This is a genomic window from Streptomyces sp. 35G-GA-8 (genome assembly GCF_023534745.1).
In the GTDB taxonomy this organism is placed as follows: domain Bacteria; phylum Actinomycetota; class Actinomycetes; order Streptomycetales; family Streptomycetaceae; genus Streptomyces.
In genome coordinates this window covers 125,829-140,865 of record NZ_JAMHJQ010000001.1, presented here as the reverse complement: position 1 = coordinate 140,865, position 15,037 = coordinate 125,829, and the positions used below count along the sequence as shown (strand labels likewise).

General features: G+C 69.4%; 13 protein-coding genes. All 13 read left to right on the top strand.

Annotated elements, in window-relative coordinates; translation table 11 throughout:
- Positions 1-35 precede the first annotated feature (35 nt).
- On the top strand, positions 36-965 hold the full coding sequence (locus M1203_RS00625) for an ABC transporter permease (RefSeq protein ID WP_249947439.1): 930 nt from the start codon (positions 36-38) through the stop codon (positions 963-965).
- Entirely contained in the window at positions 958-1,743 is a 786-nt protein-coding gene (locus M1203_RS00620; RefSeq protein ID WP_249947438.1) for an ABC transporter ATP-binding protein, read from the top strand. The genes M1203_RS00625 and M1203_RS00620 overlap by 8 nt, the downstream gene beginning before the upstream one ends.
- Positions 1,744-2,124: 381 nt before the next feature.
- Entirely contained in the window at positions 2,125-3,045 is a 921-nt protein-coding gene (gene hpnC / locus M1203_RS00615) for a squalene synthase HpnC (protein ID WP_249947437.1), read from the top strand.
- Positions 3,042-3,992: a presqualene diphosphate synthase HpnD gene (gene hpnD, locus M1203_RS00610; protein ID WP_374401302.1), complete on the top strand. Its 951-nt coding sequence runs from the start codon at positions 3,042-3,044 to the stop codon at positions 3,990-3,992. The genes hpnC and hpnD overlap by 4 nt, the downstream gene beginning before the upstream one ends.
- 259 nt (positions 3,993-4,251) lie before the next feature.
- A complete protein-coding gene (gene hpnE / locus M1203_RS00605; protein ID WP_249947435.1) occupies positions 4,252-5,637 on the top strand; it encodes a hydroxysqualene dehydroxylase HpnE in 1,386 nt (461 codons plus the stop codon).
- Positions 5,634-6,749, top strand: a complete 1,116-nt coding sequence (locus M1203_RS00600; RefSeq protein ID WP_249947434.1) for a polyprenyl synthetase family protein — start codon at positions 5,634-5,636, stop codon at positions 6,747-6,749. The genes hpnE and M1203_RS00600 overlap by 4 nt, the downstream gene beginning before the upstream one ends.
- Before the next feature lie 133 nt (positions 6,750-6,882).
- Positions 6,883-8,895 (top strand): squalene--hopene cyclase, encoded by a 2,013-nt coding sequence (gene shc / locus M1203_RS00595; protein ID WP_249947433.1) that lies wholly within the window; start codon positions 6,883-6,885, stop codon positions 8,893-8,895.
- The gene (locus M1203_RS00590) at positions 8,895-9,584 is read left to right on the top strand and encodes a 1-hydroxy-2-methyl-2-butenyl 4-diphosphate reductase (protein WP_249947432.1); all 690 of its coding nucleotides are present in this window, start codon (positions 8,895-8,897) and stop codon (positions 9,582-9,584) included. The genes shc and M1203_RS00590 overlap by 1 nt, the downstream gene beginning before the upstream one ends.
- Before the next feature lie 5 nt (positions 9,585-9,589).
- The gene (gene hpnH, locus M1203_RS00585) at positions 9,590-10,609 is read left to right on the top strand and encodes an adenosyl-hopene transferase HpnH (protein ID WP_249947431.1); all 1,020 of its coding nucleotides are present in this window, start codon (positions 9,590-9,592) and stop codon (positions 10,607-10,609) included.
- 55 nt (positions 10,610-10,664) lie between these two features.
- Positions 10,665-12,653: a 1-deoxy-D-xylulose-5-phosphate synthase gene (gene dxs, locus M1203_RS00580; protein ID WP_249947430.1), complete on the top strand. Its 1,989-nt coding sequence runs from the start codon at positions 10,665-10,667 to the stop codon at positions 12,651-12,653.
- Complete coding sequence (locus tag M1203_RS00575; protein ID WP_249947429.1) at positions 12,650-14,041, top strand: aspartate aminotransferase family protein; 1,392 nt, start codon at positions 12,650-12,652, stop codon at positions 14,039-14,041. The genes dxs and M1203_RS00575 overlap by 4 nt, the downstream gene beginning before the upstream one ends.
- Before the next feature lie 78 nt (positions 14,042-14,119).
- On the top strand, positions 14,120-14,743 hold the full coding sequence (locus M1203_RS00570; protein WP_249947428.1) for a helix-turn-helix domain-containing protein: 624 nt from the start codon (positions 14,120-14,122) through the stop codon (positions 14,741-14,743).
- A gap of 23 nt (positions 14,744-14,766) precedes the next feature.
- On the top strand, positions 14,767-14,967 hold the full coding sequence (locus M1203_RS00565) for a DUF6126 family protein (protein ID WP_249947427.1): 201 nt from the start codon (positions 14,767-14,769) through the stop codon (positions 14,965-14,967).
- Positions 14,968-15,037 lie beyond the last annotated feature (70 nt).

The window sequence follows — 15,037 nt, the reverse complement described above, 5'->3', positions numbered from 1 at the left end:
CCGGCTGCGCATCTTGAACACGAAAGTTTCAACTTGTGAGTGACACAACCCAAGAGGGTGCGATCGCTGTGAGCGCCCCCCCGTCGCCCGACGACGGTCTGTCCGCGGCGGATCTCGCCGCCAAGTACGGTCTGTCGGTGAGCGGTGCCCGGCCAGGGCTGCGCGACTACATCCGGCAGCTGTGGGGCCGGCGTCATTTCATCCTGGCCTTTTCCCAGGCGAAGCTCACGGCCCAGTACAGCCAGGCGAAGCTGGGCCAGCTCTGGCAGGTGGCGACCCCGCTGCTGAACGCCTTCGTCTACTACTTGATCTTCGGCCTGATCCTGGGGACCAAGAAGGACATCCCGCAGGATGTCTTCGTGCCCTTCCTGGTCACCGGGGTCTTCGTCTTCACCTTCACCCAGAGCTCGGTGATGGCCGGCGTCCGCGCCATCTCCGGCAATCTGGGGCTCGTGCGGGCCCTGCACTTCCCGCGGGCCTCGCTGCCGGTGTCCTTCTCGCTCCAGCAGCTTCAGCAGCTTCTCTTCTCGATGATCGTGCTGGTCGTCGTCGCGGTGGCCTTCGGCAGCTACCCGGCTCTGAGCTGGCTGCTGGTCGTGCCCGCGCTGGCGCTCCAGTTCGTCTTCAACACCGGTCTGGCGCTGATCATGGCGAGGCTGGGCAGCAAGACCCCCGACCTCGCCCAGCTGATGCCGTTCGTGATGCGCACCTGGATGTACGCCTCGGGCGTGATGTTCTCGATCCCGTTGATGCTCAAGGACAAGCCCGCCTGGATCGCCGATGTCCTCCAGTACAACCCGGCCGCCATCTACATGGACCTGGTCAGGTTCGCGCTGATCGACGGGTACGGTTCCGACAACCTGCCCGCGCATGTCTGGCTGGTCGCGCTGGTGTGGGCCGTGCTTCTGGGCGTCGTCGGCTTCGTCTACTTCTGGAAGGCTGAGGAGCGCTACGGCCGTGGCTGACGACAACACGCAGGGGCGTATCCCCACGGTCATCGCCGATGACGTGCACATCGTGTACCGCGTCAACGGCGGTGGCGGCGGCCGGGGCAGCGCCACCGCCGCGCTCAGCCGCATACTCCGCCGCGACAAGGGGGAGTCGCGGGGCGTCCGCAAGGTCCATGCCGTCCGGGGGGTCACCTTCACCGCGTACCGCGGCGAGGCGATCGGGCTGATCGGCACCAACGGTTCCGGCAAGTCGACCCTGCTGCGTGCGATCGCCGGTCTGCTGCCGGCCGAGAGCGGCAAGGTCTACACCGACGGCCAGCCGTCCCTGCTGGGGGTCAACGCGGCCCTGATGAACGATCTGACCGGTGAGCGCAATGTCATCCTCGGCGGTCTGGCCATGGGGATGACACGCGAGCAGATCCGCGAGCGCTACCAGGAGATCGTCGACTTCTCCGGCATCAACGAGAAGGGCGACTTCATCACCCTCCCCATGCGGACGTACTCCTCCGGCATGGCGGCCAGGCTCCGGTTCTCCATCGCCGCCGCCAAGGACCACGACGTCCTCATGATCGACGAGGCGCTGGCCACCGGCGACCGGAAGTTCCAGATCCGCTCCGAGCAGCGGATCCGTGAGCTGCGCAAGGAGGCGGGTACGGTCTTCCTGGTCAGCCACAGCAACAAGTCGATCAGGGACACCTGTGACCGGGTGCTGTGGCTGGAGAAGGGCGAGCTGCTGATGGACGGCCCGACCGACGAGGTCATCAAGGCGTACGAGAAGGAGACCGGCAAGTAGTCCGGTCGGACATGATCGAACGGGCCCCCGCCGGATCGACCCGGCGGGGGCCTCCTGGTGGGCCGATCGTCAAGGATCGGTCAAGTCCGGTGGGTCGGGGGAAGGTTGGCATGTATTGCGGCGTTCTTGTAATGGCCGTAACACCCCGACGTGTTCCTCTTAGCTGTACAACGTAAGCTGTGCTGGGCTGATTCGCGGCAAGAGGGGTCATTCCCACGGAGCCCCCCGCCTGCCTGGCAGCCTTCTGTACTCGGAGGGGCGGGCGGCGTGTCCGAAATGGGATGTATTGGGTCAGCAGTGTAGAACGGGAGATGTGACGGCAATGACGGAAAATCTCCAGCTCCGCGAGGATTCCGCCGTCCCCGTACCGGGCAGCACGCGATGACGGGCCCCCCACAGGTACGCTCCGACGCCTCCGCGCGCACCACCCTGGACAAGGCCGCGGACGAGAACTTTCCCGTGGCCCCGTTCTTCCTGCCGCGCGCCTGGCGAGATGATCTGATGGCCGTGTACGGCTTCGCGCGGCTCGTCGACGACATCGGTGACGGCGATCTCGCCCCCGGCGGCGGCGACGCCCGCCACCTGGGCGTCGACCCCTCCCAGGCCGATGACCGCGTGGTCATGCTGGACGCCTTCGAGGCCGATCTGCGGCGCCTCTTCGAACCGCGGGGCCCGGCTCCGGCACATCCGCTGCTGCGCGCCCTGACCTCGACCGTACGGCGCCGCTCGCTCACCCCCGAGCCGTTCCTCGGACTGATCGCGGCCAACCGCCAGGACCAGCTGGTACGCCGCTACGAGACCTATGACGACCTGCTCGCCTACTGCGAGCTGTCCGCGAACCCGGTCGGCCGGCTCGTCCTTGAGATCACCGGCACCGCGAACCCCGAGCGCGTCCGTCGCTCCGACGCCGTCTGCACGGCGCTGCAGATCGTCGAACATCTCCAGGACGTCACCGAGGACCTCGGCCGGGACCGTATCTATGTGCCCGCCCAGGACATGAAGAGGTTTCAGGTCACCGAGGCGGACCTCGCCGCGGGCACCGCGAACGCGTCGGTGCGCGCGCTGGTGGCCTTCGAGGCCGAACGTGCCGGGCAACTGCTGGACGAGGGCATCCCACTGGTGGGCAGCGTCCACGGCAGACTCCGGCTGCTGCTCGCCGGATTCGTCGCCGGAGGGCGTGCCGCCCTCGTTTCGATCGCGGCCGCCGGGCACGATGTGCTCCCCGGACCGCCCAAACCCACCAAGCCGCGTCTGCTGCGCGAAGTGGGAGCTGTCCTGCGAAGTGCGCACAGAGAGGGGTGAGCCGGAACGTGGAGGGACAGACGCCCATGTCCGCGCCGGTACTGGCGGCCTACAGCTACTGCGAGGCCGTCACCGGGCAGCAGGCCCGTAACTTCGCCTATGGCATCAGACTGCTGCCGGCCGAGAAGCGACAGGCCATGTCCGCGCTGTACGCCCTCTCGCGGCGGGTGGACGACATCGGCGACGGCACACTCGCCCCGGAGGCCAAACAGGCACGCCTCGACGACACCCGTGCGCTCCTTGAGCGGGTCAGAAAGGGCGCGGTGGACGAGGACGACACCGACCCCGTCGCCGTCGCGCTCACCGACGCGGCGCGCCGCTTCCCGATCCCGCTCGGCGGCCTCGACGAGCTGATCGACGGCGTGCTGATGGACGTACGCGGCGACACCTATGAGACCTGGGACGACCTCAAGGCCTACTGCCGGTGTGTCGCGGGTGCCATCGGCCGCGTGTCGCTCGGCGTGTTCGGCACCACCCCCGGCGCGCCCGGCGCCGAGCGCGCCGCCGAGTACGCCGACACGCTGGGACTCGCCCTCCAGTTGACCAACATCCTGCGCGATGTGCGCGAGGACGCGGGCAACGGCCGTACGTACCTGCCCTCGGACGACCTCGCCAAGTTCGGCTGCTCCGCGGGCTTCCACAGCGCGACCCCGGCCGCGGGCGCCGACTTCGCCGGACTGGTCCACTTCGAGGTACGCCGCGCCCGCGCGCTCTTCGCCGAGGGCCTGCGTCTGCTGCCCATGCTCGACCGGCGCAGCGGCGCCTGTGTCGCCGCCATGGCCGGGATCTACCGCCGGCTGCTCGACCGCATCGCACGCGACCCCGGGGCCGTGCTGCGCGGCAGGGTCTCGCTGCCGGGACGCGAGAAGGCCTATGTCGCCGTGCGCGGGCTCTCGGGGCTCGACGCGCGCCAGATCTCCCGGCAGACCATCAGGAGGCGTGGCTGATGCGGCTCACCGCCCGATTCGGCCCGATCCCCACGCCCCGCGGAATCCACCGGAACACGCACACACATCCAAGGTTCTCAACCCCTCGGCACTATGACGCGTCCTTGACCGCGACGGAACCGGTGGCTGAACCGGTGGCTATGGGGAAACTTCATGGAAACGCCGTAGGGCGTGTCGCGAAAGCAGCGCCGTCCGCCCGCAGGGCGGGGCCGCCGGGTGTGGCGGGCCGAGCGGGACTTCGCGGACACGGGGGGCAGGTATGACAACGGCCGAGGACACAACCCGTCACGCGGTCGTGATCGGCGCGGGACTCGCCGGGATCACGGCCGCGCTTCAGCTCGCCGACGCAGGGGTGCGGGTGACGCTCGTCGAGGGGCGGCCCCGGCTCGGCGGTCTCGCCTTCTCCTTCCAGCGCGGCGACCTCACCATCGACAACGGCCAGCATGTGTATCTGCGCTGCTGCACGGCGTACCGCTGGTTCCTCGACCGGGTGGACGGCGCCGCGCTCGCGCCGCTCCAGGACCGGCTGGACGTACCCGTACTCGATGTCGCCCCGGCCGGAGGGCCCAGGCTGGGACGGATTCGCCGCAACGCTCTGCCCGTACCGCTGCATCTGGCCGCCGGGCTCGCGGCGTATCCGCATCTCTCCCTGGCCGAGCGCGCCTCCGTCGGGCGTGCCGCGCTCGCGCTCAAGCGGCTCGACCCCGCCGACCCGGCGCTGGACGGCATCGACTTCGCCACCTGGCTCGGCCGGCACGGTCAGTCGGAGCGGACCATCGAGGCCCTGTGGGACCTGGTCGGCGTGGCGACTCTCAACGCCACCGCGCCGCACGCGTCCATGGGACTCGCCGCGATGGTCTTCAAGACCGGGCTGCTCTCCGAGCCCGGAGCCGCCGACATCGGCTGGGCGCGTGTCCCGCTCGGTGAGCTGCACGACACGCTCGCCCGCAAGGCGCTCGACTCCGCGGGGGTACGGACCGAGACCCGCACCCGTGTCAGCTCCGTCTCCCGCGCGGAGGACGGCGGCTGGCATGTCGACATGGACGGAGAACGGCTGCGCGCGGACTCCGTCGTCCTCGCCGTACCCCAGCGCGAGGCCCACTCGCTGCTGCCAGGCGGCGCGCTGGCCGACCCCGACCGGCTGCTGGACATCGGCACCGCGCCGATCCTCAACCTCCATGTCGTCTACGACCGCAAGGTGCTGCGCCGGCCGTTCTTCGCCGCGCTCGGCAGCCCGGTCCAGTGGGTCTTCGACCGTACCGACGCCTCAGGGCTGAAGGACGGCCAGTATCTGGCGGTGTCCCAGTCGGCCGCCCAGGACGAGATCGACACGCCCGTGTCGGAGTTGCGTGCGCGCTATCTGCCCGAACTGGAACGACTCCTTCCGGCCGCCCGGGGCGCGGAGGTGCGGGACTTCTTCGTGACACGCGAGCGCACCGCGACGTTCGCGCCCGCGCCGGGCGTGGGCAGGCTGCGGCCGGCGGCCCACACCCGTGCTCCCGGCCTCTTCCTGGCCGGCGCATGGACCGCCACCGGTTGGCCCGCGACCATGGAGGGTGCGGTGCGCAGCGGCTTCAGCGCCGCCGGCGCGGCCCTCTCCGAGCTGGGGCACCGCCATGAACACCCCTTGCGGGAGGCGGCATGAGTCCGAGCACCGCACCAACGAGTACTGCAACAAGAGGAGAGACCGTGCCGACTGTGCCCCCGGCTGATCCGGCTGTCGACACCGCGGATGTCCACGCGCTGCTTGAGCGAGGACGAAACCTGTCAACGCCGGTGCTGCGCGCCGCTGTTGGGCGGCTTGCCGCGCCCATGGACACCGTCGCGGCCTACCACTTCGGCTGGATCGACGCCGATGGCCGGCCCGCCGACGGAGACGGCGGGAAGGCGGTGCGCCCGGCGCTCGCGCTGCTCTCCGCGGAGGCCGCCGGCGCCCCCGCCGAGACGGGCGTCCCCGGCGCGGTCGCGGTGGAGCTGGTCCACAACTTCTCGCTGCTGCACGACGATCTGATGGACGGCGACGAGCAGCGCCGGCACCGCGACACCGTATGGAAGGTGCACGGCCCCGCCCAGGCGATCCTCGTCGGCGACGCCCTCTTCGTACTCGCCAATGAGGTGCTGCTGGAGATCGGCACGGTCGAGGCGGGCCGTGCGACACGCCGGCTGACCGCCGCGACCCGCAAGCTGATCGACGGTCAGGCGCAGGACATCTCCTACGAGCACCGCGAGCGGGTCACTGTCGAGGAGTGCCTGGAGATGGAGGGCAACAAGACCGGCGCCCTGCTCGCCTGCGCCGTCTCCATCGGCGCGGTCCTCGGCGGCGCCGACGACCGTACGGCCGACACGCTGGAGGCCTACGGGCACCATCTCGGCCTCGCCTTCCAGGCTGTTGACGATCTGCTCGGCATCTGGGGCGACCCGGAGGCCACCGGCAAGCAGACCTGGAGCGATCTGCGCCAGCGCAAGAAGTCCCTGCCGGTCGTCGCCGCGCTCGCCGCGGGCGGCCCGGCCTCGCAACGGCTCGGCGAACTGCTCGCCGCCGACGCCAAGAGCAATGATTTCGAGACCTTCTCGGAGGAAGAATTCGCCACCAGGGCGGCGTTGATCGAGGAGGCGGGCGGCCGGGAGTGGACCTCGCAGGAGGCTCGCAGGCAGCACGCCGTCGCCATCGAGGCCCTGGACGGTGTCGACATGCCGGAACAGGTCCGTGCGCAGCTCATCGCGCTCGCGGACTTCGTCGTCGTACGAAAGAGATGATCACTATCCCCCAATGCCTTCCTTCCAGGGGCTGAACCCCATACCCCCCACAGTCGCCGTCCACAGCCCGTAGGGCCTCGGACGACGGAGACCCCAGCACAGCAGAAGCACACCACTGCACGAAGGGGAAGCCATGACAGCGACGACCGACGGAAGCACCGGGGCCATGGGACCCCGCGCAGCCTCGGCCAGCAGACCGACCGAAACCACCATCCCCGCGGCGGGCGGTGACCTTCGAGTCGCCGCCGAGCGGGCCACCGCACGATCCGTCGAGCATCTGCTCGGCAGGCAGGACGCCCAGGGCTGGTGGAAGGGCGACCTGGCGACCAATGTGACGATGGACGCCGAGGATCTGCTGCTCCGCCAGTTCCTCGGAATCCAGGACGCGCGCACCACGGAGGCATCGGCCCTCTTCATCCGTGGTGAGCAGCGCGCGGACGGTACATGGGCCACCTTCTACGGAGGTCCCGGCGAACTCTCCGCCACCATCGAGGCGTATGTCGCCCTGCGACTGGCCGGCGACAGCCCCGAGGACCCGCACATGGCGCGCGCCGCACGCTGGGTGCGCGAACACGGCGGCATCGCGGACTCCCGGGTCTTCACCCGGGTCTGGCTCGCCCTCTTCGGCTGGTGGAAGTGGGACGACCTGCCCGAACTGCCGCCAGAACTGATCTTCTTCCCCAAGTGGTTCCCGCTCAACATCTATGACTTCGGCTGCTGGGCACGGCAGACGATCGTGCCGCTCACCATCGTCTCCGCGAAGCGGCCCGTACGGCCCGCGCCCTTCGCCCTGGACGAGCTGCGCGCCGACCCCGCGCGCCCCGGCGCCGGCAAGTCCGTCGCGCCCATGACCAGTTGGGACGGTGTCTTCCAACGCCTCGACAAGGCCCTGCGCGCGTACCACAAGATCGCGCCGCGCAGGCTGCGCCGTACCGCGATGAACGCCGCCGCGCGCTGGATCATCGAACGGCAGGAGAACGACGGCTGCTGGGGCGGGATCCAGCCCCCCGCCGTCTACTCCGTGATCGCCCTGCATCTGCTCGGCTACGACCTCGACCACCCGATCATGCGCGCCGGTCTGGAATCACTCGACCGGTTCGCCGTCCGGCGCGAGGACGGCGCCCGGATGATCGAGGCCTGCCAGTCCCCGGTCTGGGACACCTGCCTCGCCACCATCGCCCTCGCCGACGCCGGTCTGGACCCCGACCATCCGGCCCTGGTCAAGGCCGCCGACTGGATGCTCGGCGAGCAGATCGTGCGCCCCGGTGACTGGTCCGTACGCCGGCCCGGACTCGACCCGGGCGGCTGGGCGTTCGAGTTCCACAACGACAACTACCCGGACATCGACGACACCGCCGAGGTCATCCTCGCGCTGCGCCGGGTCCGGCACCCGGACGGCAAGCGGCTCGACGCGGCCATCGAGCGCGGCGCCCGGTGGAATCTGGGCATGCAGTCGAGGAACGGGGCCTGGGGCGCGTTCGACGCCGACAACACCAGCCCCTTCCCCAACCGGCTGCCCTTCTGTGACTTCGGCGAGGTCATCGACCCGCCGTCCGCGGATGTCACCGCGCATGTGGTCGAGATGCTGGCCTTCGAGGGCAAGTCCCATCACCCCCGTACCCGGCGCGGAATCGACTGGCTCCTCGCCGAACAGGAGACCAACGGCGCCTGGTTCGGCCGCTGGGGCGTCAACTACGTATACGGGACCGGTTCGGTGGTGCCCGCGCTGACCGCGGCCGGACTGCCGGTCTCCCACCCCGCGATCCGCCGCGCGGTCACCTGGCTCGAATCCGTGCAGAACGAGGACGGCGGCTGGGGCGAGGATCTGCGCTCGTACGACGACGAGTCGTGGATCGGACGCGGTGCCACGACCGCCTCCCAGACCGCGTGGGCGCTGCTCGCGCTGCTCGCGGCAGGCGAGCGGGAGAGCAAGGCCGTCGAACGCGGAATCGCCTGGCTCGCCGCGGCTCAGCGGGAGGACGGCTCCTGGGACGAGCCGCACTTCACCGGCACCGGCTTTCCCTGGGACTTCTCCATCAACTACCACCTCTACCGGCAGGTCTTCCCGCTCACCGCGCTCGGCAGATACCTCCATGGCGAGCCCAAGCCGCTCGCGGTCCTCGCGGGCGTCCACAAGGGGAGCTGATGGAACGGTCCTCCGGCCCGTCCTCGGCTCCGTCCGCCGGTCCGTCGCCGGGGCCGGTAGCCGGTCCCGCCGCGCCGCTGCTGATCGCCTGCGCGCTCGGCATCGAGCGGTTCGCCCTGCGCGCGGGGCGGGCCGGCGCGGCGGGGCCGGTGACCGTCCTGCGTACGGGCATGGGACCCAGGAACGCGCGGCGCTCCGTGACCCGCGCGCTCGCGGAGGCCCGGAACAGGGACGCGGCCGTGATCGCGTCCGGGTTCTGTGCCGGACTCGTCCCGGGGATGAACCCCGGGGATCTGATCGTCGCCGACGAGACCCGGCACCCGGACGGCGCCACGCCCTGTACGGACACCGCACTGCTGGTGGCCGCGCTGGCCAGGGTCGTGCCCGGCCGTACGGTCCACACCGGCCCGCTGACCGGCTCCGACCATGTGATTCGTGGTCAGGAGCGGGCCGAGCTGCGGGCCACGGGGGCGGTCGCGGTGGACATGGAGTCCGCCGCCACACTCCGCAGTGCTCTGAGCGCCGGGTCCCGCCCGGTTGCGGCCGTCCGGGTGGTCGTGGACGCTCCAGAGCATGAGCTCGTCCGGATTGGCACAGTGCGCGGTGGAATATCAGCCTTCCGCGTTCTCCGTGCCGTCCTCCCAGCTTTCCATGAATGGCACCGTTCTTTGCTGCTCCCCAGGAGGTGAGCTAGATGGCCATGCCGCTCCGTCAGACCATCAGGGTCGGGACGTACCTCTTTGAACAGAAGCTCCGCAAGCGCACGAAGTTTCCGCTCATCGTCGAGCTGGAACCCCTCTTCGCCTGCAATCTGAAATGTGAGGGCTGCGGCAAGATCCAGCACCCGGCAGGCATCCTGAAGCAGCGCATGCCCGTTGCCCAGGCCGTCGGGGCGGTGCTGGAGTCCGGGGCGCCCATGGTCTCCATCGCCGGTGGCGAGCCGCTGATGCATCCGCAGATCGACGAGATCGTCCGGCAGCTGGTGGCGAAGAGGAAATACGTCTTCCTGTGCACCAACGCGATGCTGCTGCGCAAGAAGATCGAGAAATTCAAGCCCTCGCCGTATTTCGCCTTCGCGGTGCACATCGACGGGCTGCGTGAGCGGCACGACGAGTCCGTGGCGAAGGAAGGTGTGTTCGACGAGGCCGTGGCGGCCATCAAGGAGGCCAAGCGCCGCGGGTTCCGGGTGACCACCAACTCCACCTTCTTCAACACCGACACCCCCCAGACCGTCATCGAGGTGCTCAACTATCTCAATGACGATCTGAAGGTCGACGAGATGATGATCTCGCCCGCCTATGCCTATGAGAAGGCCCCCGATCAGGAGCACTTCCTGGGAGTCGAGCAGACCCGGGAGCTGTTCCGGAAGTCGTTCGCCGGGGGAAACCGGGCGCGCTGGCGGCTCAACCACTCCCCGCTGTTCCTGGACTTCCTCGAAGGCAAGGCCGACTTCCCGTGCACGGCGTGGGCCATCCCCAACTACTCGCTCTTCGGCTGGCAGCGCCCCTGCTATCTGATGAGCGACGGGTATGTGCCGACGTACCGGCAGCTCATCGAGGAGACGGACTGGGACAAGTACGGCCGCGGCAAGGACGCGCGCTGCGCCAACTGCATGGCGCACTGCGGCTATGAGCCGACCGCCGTCCTCGCCACCATGGGCTCGCTCAAGGAGTCCCTGCGTGCGGTCCGTGAGACGGTCGCCGGGACACGGTGACGAGATGACCGCAGTCACCGTGAGCTGACGAGGAATTCCGAGAGGGGGCCCGAGCGTGTCAGTCTTGGAGCATATCCGGGGGCCGCGCGATCTCAAGGCGCTGAGTGAAAGTGATATCGGCGAACTGGCCGAGGACATCAGACAGTTCCTGATTCAGGCGGTCGCCAGAACCGGCGGACATCTCGGGCCCAATCTCGGGGTGGTGGAGCTGACCATCGCCCTGCACCGGGTCTTCGATTCTCCTGTCGACCGAATTCTGTGGGACACCGGCCATCAGAGCTATGTCCATAAACTTCTCACCGGCAGACAGGACTTCTCCAAACTCCGCGGCAAGGGCGGCCTTTCCGGCTATCCCTCCCGCGCCGAGTCCGTACACGATGTCATCGAGAACTCGCATGCCTCCACCGTGCTCGGCTGGGCCGACGGACTCGCCAAGGCCCGTGAGGTGCTGGGCGGGGAGGACCATGTCGTCGCGGTCATCGGGGACGGGGCACTCACCGGCGGAATGGCCTGGGAGGCGCTGAACAATATCGCCGCGGCCAAGGACCGGCCCCTGATCATCGTGGTCAACGACAATGAACGGTCCTACGGTCCGACGATAGGCGGACTCGCCGACCACCTCGCCACGCTCCGTACCACCGACGGCTACGAAAGCGTCCTGGCCTGGGGCAAGGACGTACTCCAGCGCACCCCCGTGGTGGGCCGGACACTGTACGAGTCGCTGCACGGCGCGAAGAAGGGGTTCAAGGACACCTTCGCCCCGCAGGGAATGTTCGAGGACCTCGGTCTCAAATACGTCGGACCGGTCGACGGCCATGACACCGCCGCCCTGGAATCGGCGCTGCGGCGCGCGAAACGCTTCCACGGACCCGTACTGGTGCACTGTCTGACCGAGAAGGGGCGCGGCTACGCGCCGGCGCTGGAGGACGAGGCGGACCGCTTCCATACGGTCGGCGTGATGGATCCGCTGACCTGCGAGCCGCTGGCGCCACCCAGCGGCCCGTCATGGACCTCGGTGTTCCGCGACGAGATCGTCGCGATCGGCGAGGAGCGGCCCGATGTGGTGGCGATCACGGCGGCCATGCTGCACCCCGTCGGGCTGACGAAATTCGCCGAGCGATTCCCGGACCGGGTCTGGGACGTGGGGATCGCCGAGCAGCACGCGGCGGTCTCCGCGGCCGGGCTCGCCACCGGCGGGCTGCACCCGGTCGTCGCCGTCTACGCCACGTTCCTCAACCGCGCCTTCGACCAGCTGCTGATGGATGTCGCCCTGCACCGGTGCGGTGTCACGTTCGTCCTCGACCGGGCCGGGGTCACCGGGGTCGACGGGGCCTCGCACAACGGCATGTGGGACATGTCGATCCTCCAGTGCGTACCCGGACTGCGCATCGCGGCGCCGCGCGACGCCGGACAGCTGAGGGCGCAGCTGCGCGAGGCGGTGGCCGTGCACGACGCGCCGACCGTGGTGCGGTTCGCCAAGGAGTCCACAGGGCCGGAGATCCCGGCCGTGGGACGTGTGGGCGGGATGGATGTCCTGCGCCACCGGGCCGACGCCGAGGTGCTGCTCGTGTCGGTGGGGGCGCTCGCGCCCGTATGTCTCCAGGCGGCACAGCTGCTGGCCGAGCGCGGTATCGGCTGCACGGTGGTCGATCCCCGATGGGTCAAGCCCGTCGACGAACAGCTCGCCCCGCTGGCCGAACGGCACCGGCTGGTCGCGGTCGTCGAGGACAACAGCCGCAGCGGAGGGGTGGGTTGGGCCGTCGGGCAGTCACTGCGTGACGCGGGGGTGGACGTACCGCTGCGGACCTTCGGTATCCCCGAGGAGTTTCTGGCCCACGCCAAACGGGGTGAGGTGCTGGCCGACATCGGTCTCACCCCGGTGGAGATCGCGGGACGGATCACCGCCGCGCTGGCGCCCAGGAAGACCCCGGCACCCGAGCGGACCTCGGTGCCCAGGAAGACGCCGCCACGCGTGGGTAAGCCGGCGCGCCAGGAGAGCCGGGCGCGCGAGCAGAGCCCGGCAGCCAAGGAGAGCACGGAATGACCGACCCCACGGGCTTCGACCTGTCGCGGCTGCTCGCGGAGCGTGGCGCCGAGCGCTACGAGCTGTACACCAAGCACCTCAACCACCAGCTTCCGCGCATGCTGCACACCATCGGATTCGACCGGTTCTACGAGCGGGCCGAGGGAGCCTACTTCTGGGACGAGGACGGCAACGACTATCTCGACATGCTCGCCGGCTTCGGCGTCATGGGTCTCGGCCGGCACCATCCCGTCGTACGCAAGGCGCTTCACGACGTCCTCGACGCCTCGCTCGCCGATCTCACCCGCTTCGACTGCCAGCCGCTGCCGGGACTGCTCGCCGAGAAGCTGCTCGCCCACTCCCCGCATCTGGACCGGGTGTTCTTCGGCAACAGCGGTACGGAAGCCGTGGAGACGGCGCTGAAGTTCGCCCGGTACGCGACCGGCAGGCCCAGGATCCTCTACTGCTCGCACGCCTTCCACGGGCTCACGACGGGCTCGCTGTCGGTCAACGGCGAGGACGGCTTCCGGGACGGCTTCGCACCGCTGCTGCCCGACACCGCCCTCGCGCTCGGCGATCTCGACGGGCTGGAGAGGGAGCTCAAGCGCGGCGATGTGGCCGCCTTCGTCGTCGAGCCGATCCAGGGCAAGGGCGTCCACGAGACCCCGCCCGGTTTTCTGCGCGCCGCCCAGGACCTGCTGCACAGGCACAAGGCGCTGCTCATCGTCGACGAGGTGCAGACCGGCCTCGGCAGAACCGGGGACTTCTACGCGTACCAGCACGAGGACGGAGTGGAGCCCGATCTCGTCTGTGTGGCCAAGGCGCTCTCCGGCGGCTATGTGCCCGTCGGCGCGACCCTCGGCAAGGACTGGATCTTCAAGAAGGTCTACTCCTCGATGGACCGGGTGCTCGTCCACTCGGCGAGCTTCGGATCCAACGCCCAGGCCATGGCCGCGGGCCTGGCCGTGCTGTCCGTGATGGAGGACGAGAACGTCGTCGCCAACGCACGGATCACCGGGGATCTCCTCAGGTCACGACTGGCCGCCCTGGTCGACCGTTATGAGCTGCTGTACGAGGTACGCGGCCGTGGTCTGATGATCGGGATCGAGTTCGGCCGGCCGAACTCGATCAAGCTGCGCGGTCGCTGGACCATGCTCCAGGCGGCCCGCAAGGGACTCTTCGCGCAGATGGTGGTCGTACCGCTGCTCCAGAAGCACCGGATCCTCACGCAGGTCTCCGGCGACCATCTGGAGGTGATCAAGCTGATCCCGCCGCTCACCATCGGCGAGCGGGAGGTCGAGCGCTTCGTGGACGCCTTCACCGCGGTCATGGACGACGCCCACGGTGGTGGTGGACTGATGTGGGACTTCGGCAGGACCCTGGTGAAGCAGGCCGTCGCCAACCGCTAGGCACTGTCGTGCGGTGGTGCTTTTTGCCTCCGGGGTAAGAAATTTGCCTCGGAGGAAAATTCCTGGCGCAATGGGGGTATGAGCACACCCCCCGCCGGAGAGGCCGCCGAAGGGCTGCCCGACCAGCTGCCCGATGTCGCACCCCGCCTGCGCGAGCTGCGCCGCGGCCGACGGCTCACCCTGGAGACCGCCGCCGGGCGGGCCGGGCTCTCCCCCGCCCATCTCTCCCGGCTGGAGACCGGCCACAGACAGCCGTCGCTCCCGATGCTGCTGAGCCTTGCCCGTATCTACGGTACGACGGTCTCCGAGCTGCTCGGGGAGATGCCGCCGGAGCGTGATCCGATCGTCAGGGCCGGCCGGATGGAACCGGTCGAGGCCGACGGCTGGACCTACCACCAGGCGGGCGGCTCGGGGCGGGCTATGCAGCCGCTGCGGGTCCAGGTCCCTTACGGGGCGCAGGGCGACCTCGTCCGCGTACACCCGGGTGAGGAGTGGCTCTATGTCCTCGAAGGGCGGCTGCGGCTGACCCTCGGGGACGCCGTACACGTACTCGACCCCGGGGACAGCGCGCACTTCGACTCGCTCACCCCGCACCGGATCGCGGCGGCCGGACCCGAGGGGACCGAGCTGCTTTTCGTCCATACCCTGCTGCAGAGCCCCGCCGCCGAGCTGTGCCTCGGTGCCGGGGCCCATCGCCGCTGACCTGCTGAGAGAGGTCTGCCACCATGCCCGAGTCAGAGAACCCCGTGCCCGGCCCGGCCGACACACCGGAAGGCGGGCCCGTACCCGCCGCGTCCGGTCATGTCATGAAGGAGGAGGGGAAGTTCCCGCGCGGACTGGTCATCCGGCTCTTCGCCTATCTGATCGCCGGCCATCTCTTCGCGGCCTTTCTCTATCTGCTCTTCGAGATGGGCGCGCGGGGGTAGGGCGTGTATCGAAAGTAGCGCCGTCCCCGCTCCCGCCGCTGCCCTCGCCCGGGCCTCTGCCTTCGCTCCC